Below are 19,027 nucleotides of genomic sequence, written 5' to 3' on the forward strand. Positions count from 1 at the left end.
AACTAATCTACTAAGGTTCAGTCACACTCAAATCATTGGAATTTGCCATTGCACCATGCTCGACAGGAATCACGATCGATTTCTGCCCGAAGCAATCTCTCAACAATCCCATCAATGCTGGCACGACCGTCGGAGTTAATATCGTTGAGAATGCTAATCCTCCCGTCAGGACAATCCCCAACCCTTGATACAGTTCTGAGCCTTGTCCAGGTAAAACAGCAAGCGGCAACATTCCCAAAACACTGGTTCCTGCCGACATAAAGATTGCTCTCAATCGATCCTTCGTCGCACTTAAGAGTGAGAAATCGTAATCTTCTCCTTCCTGCTGAAGTTGCAAAGCATGATCGACAAGTAAAATCGCATTGTTCACGACAATTCCAGTCAAAATCACAAATCCCAACGCAGTAATCATATCCAATGGAACTGACATCCCTGGAATTTGATTGACTAACACTAAGCTCAATAACGCACCACTCATTCCCATCGGAATCGTCGCCATAATCACAACTGGATAGAGAAACGAGCGATATAAGGCGATCAGCAATAGATATGTAATCAGAATCGCAAATACAAAGGCAGAGGATAATTGCGAAACGGTTCTGGCGAGTTGATCCGCCGTTCCAGCGAGTTCAATGCGATAGCTTGCAGGCAAGTTTGCGCGGGCTGGAGCTAATATCTCACGATTGACTTGATCGACGATGGCTCCTAAGGATGCCGTGTCATTAAGAGATGCTGTGAGCGTAATCGATCGCTCTAAATCCGTGTGATTAATCACATCGGCTCCGGTAGTTTCTCTGACTTCCGCTACATCACTCAACTGAATCTGTCTCCCTCGTGCAAACAGGGGCAATTCTCGTAGCTGTTGAGACGTTTGTACGAACGCATTTTGCAGTTCAACGGTGACATCGAGTTCTTTTTTCCCATCGACAAACTTAGAAGCTAGTCTTCCTCCTAAAGCCGTCTCGACCATTGAGCCAACTTCAGATTCGGAGAGTCCAACTTCTGCAAGCCTTTCGCGATTGGGCACGACTTGTAATTCGCCTGCACCGAGCACAAAGTTCGATCGCACATTCCGAATGCCATTCAACCCGCGCAACTTACCGGAAATTTCTCGATCGAGTTGCCCCAATTGATTCAAATCTGTTCCAACAATGTCCACCTCGAATTCTTTGCCCGGATCACGGAAGATGGATGGACGCACCGGAACCATGAATCGATAACCCGCGAAGTTATTACTCGCAGCGCGGAATCGGTTAACCATTTCTGCAAGTCCGCGCGTTGTCGCGTATTCAGGCTTGAGAATGGCTGAAATTGCTCTCAATCCTCCAGGTCGATCGATAAACATCACGCGATCGACCTCCGGTTGCGATCGCACAAAGGCTCGAACTGGCTCAGATTGCTTGATAGCTTCTGTAACACTGGTTCCGGGTAGCGGTTCGACTCGCCACTGAATCGTATTGCGATTTCCTTCAGGCAGATAATCCGCTGGAGGAAGCAGCAAGAAGCTCGCTACGAGCAATGACACCGGAATTGCTAGAACCATCAAGCGTCGTCCCATTCTTCGCCGCCCGATTGACCAGCGCACCGTTCTGACTAAAAAGCGTTCTAACTTTCCTTGAACGTGGCGAAATACAGTAGAAGTTTGCGCAATCGATCGCTCAAACCAATTGCCACCCCGATATTCTCCACCTTCAAACATCTGCACCGCTTCTGACTCTTTCAGAAACAATCCCGACAGCATCGGAACTAAAGTAATAGCTGCAAACAATGAGAATAGGGCAGAACAAGACATGGTAATTGCCATATCTGCATAAAGTTGTCCTGCTTCCCCTGTGACCATCAGCAATGGAATGAAGACGACAACATTCGTGAGCGTCGAGCCGAGCATCGCCCCCCAAACTTCTTGAGTTCCGTCGATCGCTGCTCGAAAGGCATTTTTTCCACGCTGCATGTGGGTAAATACATTTTCGATCACCACGATCGAGTTATCTACGACCATGCCCGTTGAGAATGCAATCCCAGCAAGGCTGATAATATTCAGCGATCGACCCAACCCCGACAGAACAATGAAAATCATCACTGAACTAATCGGAATCGTAATTGCAATCACAGCAACCGTTCGCATCGATCCTAAGAACAAGAGCAAGACGATTGTTGCAAGTAACGCTCCAGCGATCAGGTTTTCCTGCACGAACTTCACAGATTGACCAACATATTCGTTTTCGTCATAGTTAAAGACGAACTGAATTCCTTCTTTCTGCTCATTGAACTGAGCTTGCAGTTCAGCGATCGCTTCACGAACCCCTTTGGAAATCTCAGGGACATTTGCTCCAACCTGGCGAATAATGCCAACTGCGACTGCGGGCTTATCATTAAACAGAAAAGCACCATCGCGAAGCTTGCGCCCCATTTCTACCTTTGCCACATCGCGAATATAGACGGTTCCTGCCGCATCTCGCCGCACCACAAAGCCTGCAATCTGTTCAATATCTTGCGATCGACTAATCGTTCTGACACGATATTCTCGTCGCCCTAGCTCCAGAGGACCGCCTCGAATATCGCGATTGTTTTCCCGCAGCACACGCACAACATCACCGATCGTTAAATTGCGATCGGCTAATGCCTTGGGATCAACTCGAACTTCAACTTCTCGCTGCCGTCCGCCAGGAACAATAAACTGCCCAACGCCTTGAACTCGCCGCAATCGAGGTAAAACAATTTCTTCTGCTAAGTCCCGATAGTGATCAGGATTTGGCTCAAATCCAGGCTTTGTATCAAAGGGAATCCACATCATCGGAGAACTATTGCCCCCGACCAATTCCACATTCGACTCCGATGCTTCCGGTGGCAGACTCGAAACCTGCTGCAATCGATTGATCACATCGACCAATCGACGTTCAACATCGGTTCCTTCCTGAAATTCCAGCGTGATCGAACTCGCGCCAGCACGCGAAGCACTACTAATCTCTTTCACGCCCAGAACTTCTTCCATCTGTTCTTCGATCGGGCGAGTAATCAAATCTTCAACTTCTGTCGGAGCCGCACCTGGATAAGCTGTGCGAATTGTAATCTCAGGTCGATCGCCCCCTGGCTGCAATTCAAGCGGCAGTCGAAACAAAGAAAATACGCCAAAAATGGCAAGTAGACAGAAGAAAACAAACGTTCCGTGTCTCCAGCGAACCGCAGTTTCAATCAATTTCATGATGGGTCTCCGACAATTTTGACGGGTGCACCTTCATTCAATCCATCTCCGCCTCGCAGGACGATCTCTTGTCCCGATCGCAGTTCTGAGCTAAAGATCGCGACTTGTTTGCCCATATCTGTGACAAGTTCAACCGGGATCGGTTTTGCTTTGCCATCTGCGATCGTAAAAACAAACCATTCATTTCGCCGCCGCGTCAAAACATCCCGTGAGACGACAAAGCTTTCTCGATTCGTCGGTAATGTCAAAGCACCCGAAATCGCCATCCCAGGCAACATTCCTTGTGGTGGATTGATCTGAACCCTCACGCGTTGCCGCCGAGACGTTGTATCCGCAGAAGGCACAACGGCTGTAATGGTTGCTTGCTGTTTCCACTGCGGCAAAGCTCTAGCAGTTAACGCGATCGACATCCCCGGCGTCACTCTCCCGCTCAAATCCTCCGGCAATTCCAAGAACACATCAACTTGATTCCCGGAAACAAGGGTAACAATCTGCCCCGAACTTTGAACTAAATCGCCTCGGCTCACATGCCGGGTTTGGACAATTCCCGATTCGGTTGCGACGATCTGAGTTCGTCTCTGAGCCAGTTGAGCCTGATTGACCGTCGCGATCGCTGCTGCGACAGTTGCTTTTTGTGCGTCAATCTCTTCTCGAATTGGACCTGCTTTTGCTTCTGCTAAGCTTGCTTCTGCTGCGAGTCGTGCTTCGGTCGCTTGATCGACGTTCGATCGCGCTTCGACTAACAATCGCTGCGAAATGGCGCCTTCTTTGACGAGTCCAGACGTTCGCTTGAAGTTATCCTGAGCTTCCTGTTCTCGTGCTTTTGCTGCATTCACCGTTGCCTGTCGCTGCGCGATGATCTCGGGTCGCGTTCCGACTTGCAAGCGAGCTAAATTGCTGCGTTGTTGAGCGAGTGCTGCTTGGGCTTGAGCAATCCCTAACTGTTGATCGGAATCATCGAGAATTGCGATCGCCATCCCTGCTGTAACGCGATCTCCAGGCTGGACTAAAATCTCCTCCACAATCCCGCTGGTCTGCGCCCGAATCGTCGATTGCTGACTGGCTTCAACCTGTCCTAGAAGTTGTACCGTTCGGGTTGGAGTTCCCGTTGCCAGTTTCGTCGTTTCAACCGCTCTGGGGGGTTGTCCTTGCGGTTGAGCTACGGCAGGTCTTTCTCCTACCGGACTGAACATTCGCCAAACCCCAAACCCACCTACAGCGACTAGCCCAGTGCAAAGCAACCAGATCCAAGGTCTGCGATTTGGGGTGGTCGGTTGAGCATCGAATGTTTCAGGAGGATCGATCGAGGGCTGATGTTGAGAGTCGAGGGATTCCATAGTTCAATGACGCGAAAGAGCAAAGCGGTCAAAGAGTACGCGAGACAAGCGAATGGACGATCGTCGAGGACTCGAAGCTAAATTTTTACGAATTTTTAATAATCATTGAGGATTCTAACCGATCGATATCGAATTTGGAAGGAAAAGTTATGCCGTAAAAAAGCCTTAGAATTTCTCTTCTAAGGCTTTTTCCAGATAATTTAGAATTCAGACGAAATACGAGTCGTGGGTCAACCTTCCGCCCCCACTTCTACGATTCCGTTGGATTCACAGCATGTAATCCACATTCCTTCTTCGTCGCATCTTCCCACCACCATCGACCTTCACGCTCATGCTGATTGGGTAGCACTGCTTTCGTACAAGGCTCACAGCCAATGCTGATAAAGCCCCGCTCATGCAGAGGATTGTAGGGAACTTCATACGCCCGAATGTAGGTCCACACTTGAGCAGACGACCAATTCGAGAGCGGATTGAATTTGATTAACTCACGATCGCCAGAAGAAAACGCACCATCGACTTGCACGATCGGCACATCGGAACGAGTCGAAGGGCTTTGATCTTTGCGCTGTCCCGTAATCCAAGCATCTAAAGTAGACAGCTTGCGGCGCAGGGGCGCGACTTTGCGAATTCCGCAGCATTCTTTGTGCCCATCTTCGTAGAAGCTGAACAGCCCTTTCTCTTTGACAAAAGCTTCGAGTTGTGCCGCATCGGGAGAGAGAATGTCGATCGCAATTCCGTAGTGTTTTCTGACTTTCTCAATAAACTGGTAAGTCTCGGAATGCAGCCGCCCTGTATCCAAACTAAAAACCTGAATGTCCTTTTTCAAGCGATGTGCAATGTCAATGAGTACAACATCTTCTGCACCGCTAAATGAAATTGCAATGTTGTCATATAAGCTCAGTGCCTTTGCCACAATTTTCTGAGGACTGAGGCTCGATAATTCCTCATTTAAGCTAGGAATATCTAGAGCAGGTTGCGCGGTACTTTGCGCCATGATTGTGTTCTCCGGATCTTCGTCAGCATCCATTATCTAACTTCAGGGGACGGATTGTGTTGAGTTAAACTAGAGCATCTTGGTGGAGTTGAAAAATGACACAAGCGAAATCGAGATTTCGCAAGATCGAGGATTATCTGGCGTATGACGATGGAACAGACATCCCTTACGAATTGGTTGACGGGGTGTTAGTCGAAATGGGCGTGGAAAATCCTGGGAATATTGCGATCGCAATTTTTTTGATCTCTGTCCTCCTCCAACTTTCAGTTCCTCACTATCTCATTCATCGCGGAACTGAAATCGTAGTTCCGAGTCAAAGTGTGACCAGTCGATATCCCGATTTGATTGTCTTGACGGAAGCATGTTGGTCGGCACTTTCTGGAGCGAAGCGATCACTCATCACACCAGAGATGCCTGCTCCTGCTTTAGTAATCGAAGTCGTTTCGCCCGGTGAGCCAGGAGAGAAAAACTACGACAGAGACTACATCGATAAGCGGAAAGAATACGCAGCGCGAGGCATTCCAGAGTATTGGCTGATCGATCCGTCTCGAAATGTCGTCATTGTTTTGCATTTGAGCGGACAACTCTATCAAGAAATTGGACGTTTTCAGGGTCAAGATCAGATTGTTTCTCCTACATTTCCAGGGCTAACTCTAATCGCAGAACAAATTTTGCAAGCAGGTGTTTAGCTCAAAGGCATCCCAAGCTGACTCAAATTCAAAACATGTCCTCCTACGACTAAATAAACGGTATCCGCGATCGCGCCTAACCGCCGCGTTAAATTTCCCAAGCGATCGCGAAACACTCTTCCTATCGGATAAGCCGGAACTACACCCCAGCCTGTTTCTTCTGCCACAAAAATGAGCAAGCTTTCTGTTTGTTCAAAACTCTGAAACAGATCGGCAACTGTCTTCTCCCATTCCGTTTCAGACTGGTCTAAAAGATTCGCCAACCAAGTTCCTAGCGAATCAATCAATAGACAATTCGATGAATTCGCGATCGCATCACTTAGCTCGACTGGAACAGATTGAGTCTGCCATTCCAAAGGACGACGTGATCGATGTAACTCAATCCGCGCCTGCCATTCTGGATCGTCAGAATTTTCTTGAGCTGTTGCAATATAAATAACAGATTGACCGGAATCCGTTGCCAGTTTTTCTGCCCATTCACTTTTGCCCGATCGCGCTGCCCCTGTCACCAAAATCACTTGTGCCATAAATTTTTCAGATAAAATCTTTGCTGAATCTGAATTCCCCGCTACAATTAGCCTTACTTCAACCTAAGACAGAGCAGCAATGAAGAAAGATCTGCGGCGAATTGAAGACACCTTACTTCAACTCAATAAACGAGTCCCTACGCTCGACACTGCTCCGACCCCAGAACCTGAACCTCTGCCAAAACCAGTCTCATTTGATCTTCACACAAAGCCGCCTAAAGTCGTTGAACCTGAAATCGCTGCACCTCCGAGTGTTAAACCCGCGCCAAGTTCAGACCCCAAGCCGCTCAATCTACCTAAACTCAAAGCACCTAATTTTTCCAGCCATCGCAACGCCGCAAATCCTGCTTTGGCATCCAGCCTGCTCGCTGAAATGCAAGTGATCACAGAAAGCTGGCACACTGAACTGAACCAGATTTTACGCCAAATCCAGGATCTCTATTTAGAAGGACCCATTGTCGATGGCTGGCTCGAATCCCACACAGGTGAACCCCTCGGTGATCTTTCCACTCTTCGTCACGCCGAAGTCGATCGCTTAATGAGCTACATCGAAGAAATCTGCGCCACCCCAATTCCAGGGACAAAAGACGCGCCCAAAGCCGGATATCGTCTCTGTGGCATTAATGCCGACGGTCAGCGCTGGTCATATCCCTGCCCGACAGAACAAATTCCCAGCCTCAGCCTTGCGATCGCCCGATATCACAAACTTCGCCAGCTGCTCGATCGCAAACAAACCTTAGAAAATCGTCTCACGGGACTAGCTGAAACGCTCGTAATCATGCACGGACAGATGCAAGATTAGGCGTTTCGGGCACTCTAAAGCTTGACTTGATTCAAGCCTGAGGTATGGTTGTGCCCACACTCCCCATTTCCGCCATCATTTGCACCCACAATCGCGATCGCTATCTCGGTTTAGCGATCGATAGCCTGCTTGCCCAGGATTTCGCAGACTTTGAAATCATCGTCGTCGATAACGCCTCCACCGATAGCACTCGTCAAGTCGTCGAAGCTCGATTAAAGAACCCGAAAATTCGCTACATTCATGAACCTGAAATCGGCTTATCCGTCGCCCGCAACACAGGTGCAAGAATTGCCCACGGCGAGATTTTGGCTTACTTAGATGACGATGCGATCGCCTCTCCGCACTGGCTCACCACCCTTTATAACGCCTACCTTCATAATCCAAACCTCGCGATCGCGGGTGGCAAAGTCACTTTAATCTGGACAGATGACATGACGGCTCCAGACTGGCTCTCGGATGGACTTGCCGGAAATTTAGGGGCATATGATTTAGGAGATTCGGTCGTTAACATCGATCGCCCCGGACTGACCCCACGCGGCTTGAACTACTCCATCCGGAAAACCTTTCTCAATCAGATTGGCGGCTTCGATCCGAATCTAGGACGAGTTGGTAAAAATCTTCTTTCTAATGAAGAACTTCACATGACCAATCGCGCCCTGCAAATGGGCTGGGAAGTTGCCTATATTCCGGCTGCTCATGTTGCGCATCATGTCGCTCCGGAGCGTGTCAAACGGCGGTGGTTTCTGAATCGCGGTTGGTGGCAAGGCATTAGCGAATGTTATCGCGAACAAATTGCAGGCGAAGCTGGAATCGGTCAATTTCGTCGTGGGGGAGAACGCTTAATTCGTGGATTGTACAAGTCCGTCAAATTTGCGACGAACCCAACTCAGCGGTTTGAAAATCTTGTTTACAGTTACGGTCAAATTGGCTATTTAATCAAAGCCTTGCAAGGACTTGTCTTTTCTTCTAGATCTGTAAAGCGATCGTAAAACTTATCCGTATAGCACTGACAGCAGTGTTTTCATTCGGCAAGAATATTACGTAGATTCCACATCTGTAAAAATCCTGATCGTAAGAATGTGGATCAGGACGTACCCTTTCTCGTCACAGCTTTAGAAATGACTGCTACTCAGGTATCTTCCACAACACCTCAGACCGCAGCCTCGGTTCGCGATCTCGTTCAGGACGCTTATCATCAGGGGGCTTCCAGTCTCTATATGCAAATTGGTCGCGCTCCTTTTTACCGACTACAGGGCAAACTCATTCCTCAAGATCACTTTGCGCTGATCACACCCGATCGCTACAACCATTACATCCAAGAAATTTTATCGCCATCGCAGCTGAAGCAATATCTCGAAACTCAAAAGCTAGACACGAGTGTGCAGATCCAGGGGTTCATCCAAGCCCGGTTAAATTGTGGTCTGACAACACAGGGCGTTCCAGCAATGAGTTTGAGTGCGATCGAGTTGGATCAGCCGAGCGAAGATTTGAAAGAATTTGGAACCATTCGCCGCATGGTAAAAGATGCATTAGAACAAAACGCATCCGACATTCATCTGCAAGTTGGCGAAACTCCGAGATATCGCATTCAGGGACAGATGAACTTGCAAGCGCAATACGGAACCATCACACCCCGCCAGTTTGAAGAATTTCTAGAAGAGATCCTCTCCCCTGAGCAACGAGAAGCTTTTCATACCAAGCAAGAATTAGACACTGCCATTTTCTATCCAAATCTTGTGCGATGCCGAGTTAATTGCGCTCAATCGTTGATGGGTGGCGTGATGGTGTTACGGCTCATTTCCCTAGAAGTGCCCACAATCGCGAAACTCCGACTTCCCGATCGTTTAGCCCAACTCGTTGAAGAACGCCAAGGATTGATCCTCGTCACTGGACCTGTCAACTCTGGAAAATCCACGTCACTCGCGGCAATGCTGCGTCATGTCAACGACACGTTACCTCGCAAAATTGTCACGATCGAAGATCCGATTGAATATGTTCATGCCTCCAATCAATGCTTGATCACGCAGCGAGAAGTTGGACTTCATACCCAGGAATTTAAAGAGGCACTCCGCGCAGCCCTAAGGCAAGATCCAGATATCTTGCTGATTGGAGAGATGCGCGATCGCGAAACCGTCGATACAGCAATCCGCGCAGCACTCACCGGACATTTAGTTCTCGGAACACTCCATACCAAAGGAACCGTCAACGCCGTGAAGCGTCTCCTCAACTTCTATACCCCCGAAGAACAAAACTCGGTTCGCATTCAAATCGTAGAAGCTTTGAGAGCCGTCATTGGACAAGCCCTTGTCCCAACGATCCAAGGCGGTCGAGCAGCAGCACTTGAAATCATGCTCAATACCGATACCATTCGCGATTATCTACAAAAAGGCTGCATCGACGAAATTTATCAACTGATGGAAGAAGGCACAGACGGCTCTCAAACTCTGAACCAAGCGTTATTCGATCTCTATAAAAATGGTGAGATTACCGATGAGAATGCGCTATCAGCATCGCTTCATCCAGACGACTTAAATTACATGATCAAAAACGAATCGCGTCGATCGAGCCGCTCTGGATTGATGAGCAAGGCTTACTACAATCAATCGCCACTCTAGGACAGGGTTGTTTTCAGCTAGAAAAAATGATTTGATTCAGCGCGTTGTGACTTGGCTCAACTCTCTAGCCCAGGATCTCGATGGGTAGAGGAACGTTGAATGTCAATCCTTATGGAGGATGCAAAATCATTCATCGCCTGAAAGTTAAATCTACCGACTTTAGTTCGATCGCGAATTCAACCGCCAGAAGTCACGGAATTCCGTGACTTTTTTATTAAGTTCTTGAAAACCTTTGCTATGTAAGTACTTCAGCCAATTATTAAATTTTTGTCATATTTAACAGCGGCTTACTATAATGTGAACGATTGTAAAGGTTTCAGAAAGGCAACCACTTCAATCCGAAAGTGCTCTGAATCATTGAGAAGATTCAGAATGTTCAGTTGATAAATCTCTTTAGATAGAGGGATTCTATGTTCCACCATCTGATAGTCCAATCCAAAAACCTCTACATTCTGTTGTTTAAGTTCACTTTACTTAATAAAACCGGGGTAGAATGATTCCAGTAGGTAGAAATCCTCATTGGACATTCCTCCCTTCTACAACTTGATCCGCCAAGCACCTTACAAGTGTTTGATCGTGGGAATTGTGACCGCCGCCTCACTATTGAGACATTACCCCGCCGCCACGACTCCCGCCGCCCGTAGCCTCGCTTTTTGAATCGGGCAACTTTAGCGGATTGAGTCTAAACGGTTTAAAGCACCGATCCCCCTCTGATCTCTCTACAAACTGGTCACTGATGTCATGGTGAGTACTTCATTTCCTTGGTTAACGGCCATTATCGCCCTACCTCTTGTCGCTTCCTTCATGATTCCCCTTGTCCCTGATAAACAGGGTAAAACGGTTCGTTGGTATGGCTTAGGTGTCGGTTTGGCGGATCTCGTTCTCGCAATCTATGCTTTTTGGAAGCACTACGATTTCCAAAAGCCGGATTTTCAGCTCGTCGAAAATTACGCCTGGATTCCCCAAATCGGTGTGAACTGGACACTGGCAGTCGATGGCATTTCAATGCCGCTCGTCATTCTAGCGGCTCTGGTCACAACACTCTCCATGCTGGCAGGCTGGAAAGTTACCAATAAGCCTCGCTTGTTCTACTTTCTGCTGCTCATTATGTACAGCGCACAAATTGGGGTGTTCTGTGCTCAAGATATGATTCAGTTCTTCCTGTTATGGGAAGTTGAACTGGTTCCCGTCTACATCCTGATTGCTATCTGGGGTGGGCCTAAGCGTTTGTATGCTGCAACTAAATTCATCCTCTACACCGCATTAGCTTCGATCTTTATTCTAGTTTCGGCACTGTCGATGGCATTCTACGGTGATAACTTCACCTTCAACATGCAAGAGCTAGGACTGAAAGACTATTCTCTGACCTTTGAATTACTGGCTTACGTTGGATTTTTGATTGCGTACGGTGTCAAACTGCCGATTTTCCCACTTCATACGTGGCTACCGGATGCTCACGGTGAAGCTTCTGCTCCAGTTTCAATGATTCTGGCGGGTGTACTTCTGAAGATGGGTGGGTATGCGCTGATTCGGATGAACATGGAGATGCTGCCTCATGCTCACGTTTACTTCGCTCCGATTCTGGCGATTCTCGGAATTGTAAATATTATCTACGGTGCATTGGCTTCCTTTGCTCAAAGAAACTTGAAGCGTCGGATGGCGTACTCTTCGATTTCGCACATGGGCTTTGTGTTGTTGGGGATTGCATCTTTCACCGAACTGGGTATGAGCGGAGCAGTTCTGCAAATGGTTTCCCACGGTTTGATTGCTGCGGCTCTCTTCTTCTTGGCTGGGGTGACTTACGATCGGACTCACACCTTGGATATGGATGAAATGGGTGGACTCGCGAAAAAAATGCCTTCGACCTTTGCCTTGTTCACGATTTGTTCGATGGCATCTCTCGCTCTGCCAGGAATGAGCGGATTTGTGGGTGAGTTAGCTATCTTCCTCGGTTTCACCAGCAGCGACGCTTATACTTCAGCATTCAAAGTCGTTGTGCTTTTACTCGCTGCGGTAGGCTTGATTTTGACTCCGATCTATTTGCTCTCAATGTTGCGTGAAATGTTCTACGGCAAAGAAGGCAAAGCAGTCAAAGAGATTTTCTTAGATGCGAACCCTAGAGAGTTGTTTATTACCGCTTCCTTGATTGTCCCCATCATTGCGATTGGTCTGTATCCAAAACTGATTACGCAGACTTACGATGCGAAAACGGTTCAGGTCGCTCAGAATGCTCGCAATGCGGTTCCGGTTGTTGCACAGCAAATGGTTTCCTTACCTGGATTAGCAGCACCGCAAATTCCTGCTGCTCAGCCCAAACTGTTGGGCATGATCAAGTAAGAAAGAGTTCCCTCAAAGAATGTTCGTTGCCTGGGTTTTTACCCAGGCTTTTTTTGTCGCTATTGTTTGACCTGATGCGCTGAACCGATCGCGGACTTTAAATCTGCAAATCCCGATCGCTGAAGTTTTTCTTCTAATCCCTGCAAGATCCGCTTTACCATGGTTGGACCTTCATAAATCCAGCCTGTATAGACCTGAATCAAACTTGCTCCAGCCGTGATTTTCTCCCAAGCGTCTTCTGCTGAGAACACACCACCGACTCCAATAATCGGTAAGCTGCCCTGCGTTTGTTCCCAGATCAAGCGAATCACTTCCGTCGATCGCGCTTTCACAGGTGCGCCGCTAATTCCGCCTGCTTCATCTTGAATCGCATTGCCTCGAATCGTTTGAGTCTTCAGACCGTCTCGTCGGATCGTGGTATTCGTTGCGATAATGCCAGCTAATTGATATCGCTGAGCGAGTTCAACGATCGCAGCAATATCTTCTGTTGCTAAATCTGGTGCAATCTTGACCAGCAAAGGTTTTTCCGATTGATTCTCAGTTTGCAGCGCCGACAGAATTGGCTCTAACTGGTCGGTCGATTGCAGCGATCGTAAGCCTGGTGTGTTCGGAGAACTCACATTCACGACAAAGTAATCACCTAGACTTTTGAGTAAGCGAAAACTACTCAGATAATCTTCTGCTGCGGATTCTAGTGGAGTAATTTTCGACTTGCCCAAATTGACTCCGATCGGGATGTTAGACACTCGATCTTGCAACCGTTCTTGTAACGCTGCGGCTCCTTGATTGTTAAAGCCCATGCGATTGAGAACCGCCAAATCTTCGACTAATCTGAACAATCGCGGCTGCGGATTTCCCGGTTGAGCGTGAAAGGTGACGGTTCCCACTTCTACAAACCCGAAGCCAAAGCTAGGTAAAACATTGGTTGCAACGCCATCTTTATCAAAGCCTGCCGCAAGTCCGATCGGATTTGGAAAATTCAACCCCCAAAGCGTTTGAGATAGCTGAGGCGAGGTATATCCATACAGGCGTTCTAAATACGATCGCAACCAGCTTTGCTCCGGTGAACTGAGCCACGAGAGCGATCGCATTGCCTGAGAATGAAGAAATTCCGGATCAGCTTTCAACCCAGAAAACAGCACCGGACGCAGCATCGATCGATAAAAATCTGACACGGTAAAAAAATCAGTTCTTACAAGAGAGCAAGGCTACAGTAGCGCATTTTGAGCGTGGAATATCGTGCAAAACCAATTCGCTCCGGGCACTCTAAAGAGCGAGTAGGCAACTGTGCCTGTCCGTGTTATCCCCCGACAGATCGCTCATGGGTTACTCGAAAGAGACAACACAATCCCAACATCAATTACTTGCCCTCAGCCGTGTATTGCAACAATTACGTGAGGGTAATACTGTCGCGATCGAAACGATTTATCTCTATCTCAATACTTGTTTCATGTTCGATCTCGTTTGGATCGGACTTTACGATCGTACCGAACATCGTTTAATTGGTAAAGGGGGAAAAAGCCCAATTTCAGATTCGCCGCTGCTCAAACAGCGATTTTCACTGACAGCAGGCGATATTCTTGAACAGGCAGTGATCCAGCAAAAACCTCTGACCCTTCCAGATCTCAGAGAAGAGCAGCGAGCAAATGAATGGCGTAGATTTGCTGAAAAAGCAAATATTCAAGGCACGATCATTTTTCCAATTACGTTTAAAGATCGGTGTCATGGAGTTGCCATTTTAGGCTCGCGGCTATGGGGAAATTTTCCAAAAGCTGACGAGCGATCGCTGATTTCGATCGCATTAGGTGAGTTTGCTGCAACGCTAGAAACCGCAGAAGTAGAACTTAAAAGGCAGCAGATTAAACCCATTGATCGCCCAGTTCTGGCAATGCTAGAAGAACTGCGACTTCTTAAAAACTTTGACCAGCGATTGGATCGGGTGATCGATCAGACGCAGCAATTCATTCAGCCTGCGCGAACGAGCGTGTATTGGTTTGAAAGAACTCATCGGTGTTTTTGGCGCAGAGCAACGAGTCAAAAAGGGACACGTTTGAGCGATCAAACCGCAGGGTTAACAGTCCAAGAAATGAGCAGCTTTTATCAGGCACTCAAAGCAGATCAGGTGATTGCGATCGGTGAATCGATGGGAATGGTCAAAGCTCACCTTACCATGCGTGTCATGGAATATATTCGAGCACGATCGCTAATTGCTGCGCCGATTTTGTACCAAGATGAACTCTTAGGATTTCTTGCCGCAGAAAGTGATGAACCGAGAGTGTGGCAGGATGCAGAAAAACAGTTGATTCGAGCAGCCGCACAACTGATCGCGCTGGTATCTCCACTCGAAGAAATGGAAGCTACGATCGAGCAAATCAAACTCGATCAGGCGTTGACCGCAAAAGTTGCTCAAGCAATTTACAGCATCAGCGATGGAAAAACGGCTCTACAAAATGCTGCGGCTCTACTGATTCAACGCTTGAAAATTGATCGGGTGCTGGCTTTGAGCTATAGCGCTGATCACGATGCATTTGAAGTTCACTATCAGATCCAGCCGAAGTATAAGAAAACATTACCCACTTGGTTCGCATCATTAAGTCCGATTGATTGGCAAATGTTAGAGAAATCGACCGATGCGATCGCGATTGAGAATTTAGAAGATGATTTGCGATTTGCAGCTTGGAGAACGCCCCTCCTCGAAATGGGAGTACGATCGCTGTTAGTTTGTAATACAGCACCCGGTCAATCTATCCAAGGACTCGTGATTTTGGCACATGAAGCTCCCAGAGTCTGGAGCCAAGTAGAAAGCGAATTAACCAAGATTGTTGCTCAGCAGATTGGGATTGTCCTGAGACAGTGGAAGTTGCAGCAGCAAAATGAACAACAGCAGAAAATTTATCAAACCATTCAATGGGGATTGACCACGATTCAGCAAACCCAGCATCTGGATTTGCTGGAAAAGTCAGCTTTGCAATACATTGGTCAGACATTAGAAGCGCCATTAGCGATTTTGGTGGCTTGGTCAGCAGGGCGACGGGTTGGACGAATTGTGCAATCGAATCAGGAGCGCAAATTCAATCTTGATCCGGTGATGAAAGTCTCGCTCGAGACGGATACCTTTCTTCACCGCGTCCTCGCTCATGAGGGAGTTCTACCAGTCTCGATCGATGAAATTCCCATTGAAACTCGCCAATGGTTAAATGCTCCCGGAATCGGTCAGCTCCTCGCCATTACACTCCGCACTGCGCCAGAGCATGAGCCGACCGGAATTTTACTGGTGGCGGATAGTTTGGGGCGGCAATGGATTGATCGAGAACATCAAGTACTGAATACGCTGGTCGCACAGCTCGCTTGGTCACGTCGCCATTTGATGATCTCGGAAAGTTTAAAGCGCGATCGCGAACGGCTAGAACGTCTGAGCTGGTATAAGCATCGGCGTTTAGAAGACATGTATCGCACGGTGAAATTTAGCGCGTCCAAGCTAAGCGAACTCCCAGAAACAACTCCACGCCATACCCAACTTGTGCGTCAAATCGAGGACGCGATCGAACCTGCACGCCAAGTCATCCGGGATGAACAGTGGCAATTAACCGTGAGAAACGAAACCGTTCAAATGATTGGATTAGTTAGACGCGCCCTCGATCGCGTCGATCATCTGATCAAACAACGTCAACTCTGGTCACAAGTTCATCATGAAATTAATCCGATGGTCTTTGGAGACATTACTAAGATTGAATTGGTCTTGTATGAATTGCTCCTAATTGCCTGCCAGCGAGCCAATCTAGGAGGACGGATTGACATCTGGTGTCGGCCGATTGACGCACAGTGGTTAGAGATTGCAATTACCGATGATGGCACGGTCGAGCCGCGTCTCGTCGAAGATCTAGAAGCTGGACGAGCTGTAGACTTACTTGCTCCTTCGACTTTAGATAAAGTCCCTGGATTGCATCTAGCCATTTGCCAATCTTTGATGCAGCAAATGGGATCGGAATTCAACCTTTACAAATTGGAAGATGGGCGCATTATGAGTCGATTAGTACTATCAATCGGGTAGGATTACGGAATTTCATAGACTTTAGTCTTCACAAACTAAAACTCCCGATACAATGTTCGCTGTAAGGCTTGAATTGAGTTCGACCTAAAAGACTTTTGACTTGTGAGGGTGGTATGGCTACGGCACTGAATTCTAGACGATCAAAAAAATTAGGTTCGGTGTCCCATTCATCTCTGCGGCAATTACCGAATCAGGAAAAACCCCCTCAATGGTTGCGATCGCTGCTTCTGGCTCAGCAGGCTTCAGTGATTGCCACATTTGTTTTGGCAGGTTCAGTACTTGCTGTTTATGGCTGGACAGTGTATTCTCAGCAACTCTGGGGTAGAGAATACAGCAAACTAGAACAATTACGCCGCAGTGAACGCCAAATCACTGAAAGTGGAGAAGTTCTTAAAAATCAGATTGCTGATCAGTCGGCTCGTCCCGGTGCGGGTCTAGTGCCTTCTAAACCGGAAAATATGATTTTTCTCAAAACGGCTCCGATGCGTCCCGATAATGCTGTTGCTCCCTCTTCGCAAGCTTCGCCCGTTGCTCCCATAGGATATTAGTCATGTCAAAACGAGGAAAGCCCACCTCCTCACCTCATCGTCCCCCAACGCCCAACCCACGGAGATCGAAACTGCCGTTGATGGTGGAACAAGCCTATGAACGTGTTTTTGACTCTTCTGCAACCGCACAAGCATTCGGGCGATTTGCGGATCATTGGGTAGAACGATTCCGGACGGCTCAAGCAAAACCCAGCGCACGTCGCCTCTTTATCGTCTGGGCAATTCTCGTCGGTGCAACAGGACTATTAGCCTTAAATCTCGTTCGACTCCAGGTGTTTCAGGCTCCTGATTTGTTGGAGCAAGCGCGATCGCAACAAACGACGTTTTTACGCCCCTTTGTCCCCCGTCGCCCGATTAGCGATCGCAATGGCAATACGTTAGCGATCGATCGTCCGGTTTATACCCTCTACGCACACCCGATCGCCTTTAAAGCTCCGAAAACGGAAATTGCCACCCAACTCTCTAGTGTTCTCGGAACGACCCCGGGCGAATTATTGCAACGGTTTAATTCAGCAGAAAGTGGGGTTCGCGTCGAATATGCGATTTCTGAAGCGGCAGCCGATCGCATTCAAGGGATGCAAATCGACGGATTAGAACTCGCTCAACAGCAGCAGCGCCTTTATCCACAGCAAAATCTCACAGCCGATGTCGTTGGGTATTTGGATATCGATCGCATTGGACAGGCAGGTGTTGAATATACGCATAGTAATCTTTTAGAGCGATCGGTAAAATCGGTGCGATTGAGCCGGACAGGGGCTGGTGTGATGATGCCAGATCGGATTCCGGGCGGATTTTTACAGTCAGATAATTTGCATTTGCAATTAACGATTGATAGCCGAATTCAACGCGCTGCGCTTGTAGCCCTGCAACCGCAGTTGAAGAAATTCAAGGCAAAGCGTGGGGTCGTGATTGTGATGGATGCCAGAGATGGAGGGATTCGGGCGTTAGTGTCTGATCCGTCTTATGACCCGAATGAATTCTACAAAGCAAAAGTTGAGCAGTTTAAGAACTGGGCATTGACGGATTTGTATGAGCCAGGATCAACGTTTAAGCCGTTGAATGTTGCGATCGCGCTAGAAGCAGGTGCGATCCAGCCGAATCAAGTGATCAACGATGAAGGGGCAACCCAAATTGACGGATGGCCGATTCAGAATTTTGACTACTCCAGCGCAGGGGCACGCGGACCCAGCACGATTACTCAGATTTTGGAGCATTCGAGCAATGTTGGCATGGTGAGAATTGTGCAGCAAATGCCTCGCCCCACCTATTACGCTTGGTTGGAAAAAATTGGTTTAGGAAAACCGACCGGAATTGATTTGCCATTTGAAACAGCAGGACAACTTAAAGATCAGAAAACTTTCTCTGAATCTGCGGTTGATGCGGCAACCAGTTCTTTTGGTCAAGGATTTTCGCTCACCGCTATGCAGCTTGTGCAACAACAAGCCATTCTTGCCAGCGGCGGCAAGTTGTTAACGCCGCATGTGGTGCAAGGGTTATTTGATGAGAATGGACAACCTTACTGGCGGGCAACCTTGCCTGAGCCGAAACAAGTCTTTTCGCCGCAGACCACGCAAACCGTACTGCGAATGATGGAATCGGTTGTGCAAAACGGAACCGGGAAAGCCGCGCAAATTCCGAATTATCGGATTGGTGGGAAGACGGGAACGGCGCAGAAGGCAGGTCCGAATGGTGGATATATTGAAGGCGCGAAGATTACAAGTTTTGTGAGTATTTTTCCGATCGATGCGCCGCGTTATGTAGTAGCAGCAGTCATTGATGAGCCAAAAGGAGAAGATGCGTTTGGTTCGACAGTGGCAGCCCCGATCGTGAAAGCGGTAATGGAGGCGTTAATTACAGCGGATAAGATTCCTCCAAGTCAGCCGGATGTGCCTGCTCCGAGTGTTTCACCGAGTCCGAATCCTTAA

At 48.0% G+C, this 19,027-nt stretch carries 13 protein-coding genes; 8 read left to right on the plus strand and 5 right to left on the minus strand.

All coding sequences use genetic code 11. The annotated features are described in order from the left end of the window. Positions 1-10: 10 nt before the first annotated feature. From LEPBO_RS0104150 to LEPBO_RS0104160, 3 genes are all read right to left on the minus strand, one after another. Entirely contained in the window at positions 11-3,202 is a 3,192-nt protein-coding gene (locus tag LEPBO_RS0104150) for an efflux RND transporter permease subunit (RefSeq protein WP_017286274.1), read from the minus strand. Further along, complete coding sequence (locus tag LEPBO_RS0104155) at positions 3,199-4,539, minus strand: efflux RND transporter periplasmic adaptor subunit (protein WP_017286275.1); 1,341 nt, start codon at positions 4,537-4,539, stop codon at positions 3,199-3,201. The genes LEPBO_RS0104150 and LEPBO_RS0104155 overlap by 4 nt, the downstream gene beginning before the upstream one ends. A 250-nt stretch (positions 4,540-4,789) precedes the next feature. After that, on the minus strand, positions 4,790-5,566 hold the full coding sequence (locus LEPBO_RS0104160; RefSeq protein WP_017286276.1) for a phosphoadenylyl-sulfate reductase: 777 nt from the start codon (positions 5,564-5,566) through the stop codon (positions 4,790-4,792). A gap of 62 nt (positions 5,567-5,628) precedes the next feature. On the opposite strand from LEPBO_RS0104160, the gene LEPBO_RS0104165 reads away from it, so the two are divergent. Then, positions 5,629-6,222, plus strand: coding sequence for a Uma2 family endonuclease (locus LEPBO_RS0104165; RefSeq protein WP_017286277.1), 594 nt, complete (start codon positions 5,629-5,631; stop codon positions 6,220-6,222). Here LEPBO_RS0104165 and cobU read toward each other — a convergent pair. Beyond that, on the minus strand, positions 6,219-6,749 hold the full coding sequence (gene cobU / locus LEPBO_RS0104170) for a bifunctional adenosylcobinamide kinase/adenosylcobinamide-phosphate guanylyltransferase (RefSeq protein ID WP_017286278.1): 531 nt from the start codon (positions 6,747-6,749) through the stop codon (positions 6,219-6,221). The genes LEPBO_RS0104165 and cobU overlap by 4 nt on opposite strands. 79 nt (positions 6,750-6,828) lie before the next feature. On the opposite strand from cobU, the gene LEPBO_RS0104175 reads away from it, so the two are divergent. From LEPBO_RS0104175 to LEPBO_RS0104195, 4 genes are all read left to right on the plus strand, one after another. After that, a complete protein-coding gene (locus LEPBO_RS0104175) occupies positions 6,829-7,551 on the plus strand; it encodes a hypothetical protein (protein ID WP_017286279.1) in 723 nt (240 codons plus the stop codon). Between the two features lie 44 nt (positions 7,552-7,595). After that, on the plus strand, positions 7,596-8,540 hold the full coding sequence (locus LEPBO_RS0104180) for a glycosyltransferase family 2 protein (protein WP_017286280.1): 945 nt from the start codon (positions 7,596-7,598) through the stop codon (positions 8,538-8,540). Positions 8,541-8,630: 90 nt separating this feature from the next. Continuing rightward, positions 8,631-10,166, plus strand: a complete 1,536-nt coding sequence (locus LEPBO_RS0104185; protein WP_225903957.1) for a type IV pilus twitching motility protein PilT — start codon at positions 8,631-8,633, stop codon at positions 10,164-10,166. Between the two features lie 741 nt (positions 10,167-10,907). After that, the gene (locus LEPBO_RS0104195) at positions 10,908-12,503 is read left to right on the plus strand and encodes an NAD(P)H-quinone oxidoreductase subunit 4 (protein ID WP_017286283.1); all 1,596 of its coding nucleotides are present in this window, start codon (positions 10,908-10,910) and stop codon (positions 12,501-12,503) included. 59 nt (positions 12,504-12,562) lie between these two features. Here LEPBO_RS0104195 and LEPBO_RS0104200 read toward each other — a convergent pair whose 3' ends face one another. Continuing rightward, on the minus strand, positions 12,563-13,678 hold the full coding sequence (locus LEPBO_RS0104200) for a quinone-dependent dihydroorotate dehydrogenase (protein ID WP_239741287.1): 1,116 nt from the start codon (positions 13,676-13,678) through the stop codon (positions 12,563-12,565). 146 nt (positions 13,679-13,824) lie between these two features. Between LEPBO_RS0104200 and LEPBO_RS0104205 the strand changes: the two genes are divergently transcribed. The 3 genes from LEPBO_RS0104205 to LEPBO_RS0104215 all read left to right on the plus strand — a co-directional run bounded on the left by LEPBO_RS0104205 (position 13,825) and on the right by LEPBO_RS0104215 (position 19,027). After that, a complete protein-coding gene (locus LEPBO_RS0104205; RefSeq protein ID WP_017286285.1) occupies positions 13,825-16,554 on the plus strand; it encodes a GAF domain-containing protein in 2,730 nt (909 codons plus the stop codon). Between the two features lie 158 nt (positions 16,555-16,712). Continuing rightward, a complete protein-coding gene (locus tag LEPBO_RS36115) occupies positions 16,713-17,102 on the plus strand; it encodes a hypothetical protein (RefSeq protein WP_017286286.1) in 390 nt (129 codons plus the stop codon). Positions 17,103-17,104: 2 nt separating this feature from the next. Then, positions 17,105-19,027 carry a peptidoglycan D,D-transpeptidase FtsI family protein gene (locus LEPBO_RS0104215; protein WP_144056142.1) on the plus strand — a complete coding sequence of 641 codons (1,923 nt, stop codon included), beginning with the start codon at positions 17,105-17,107 and terminating at the stop codon, positions 19,025-19,027.

Source organism: Leptolyngbya boryana PCC 6306 (assembly GCF_000353285.1).
GTDB classification, from domain to species: domain Bacteria; phylum Cyanobacteriota; class Cyanobacteriia; order Leptolyngbyales; family Leptolyngbyaceae; genus Leptolyngbya; species Leptolyngbya boryana.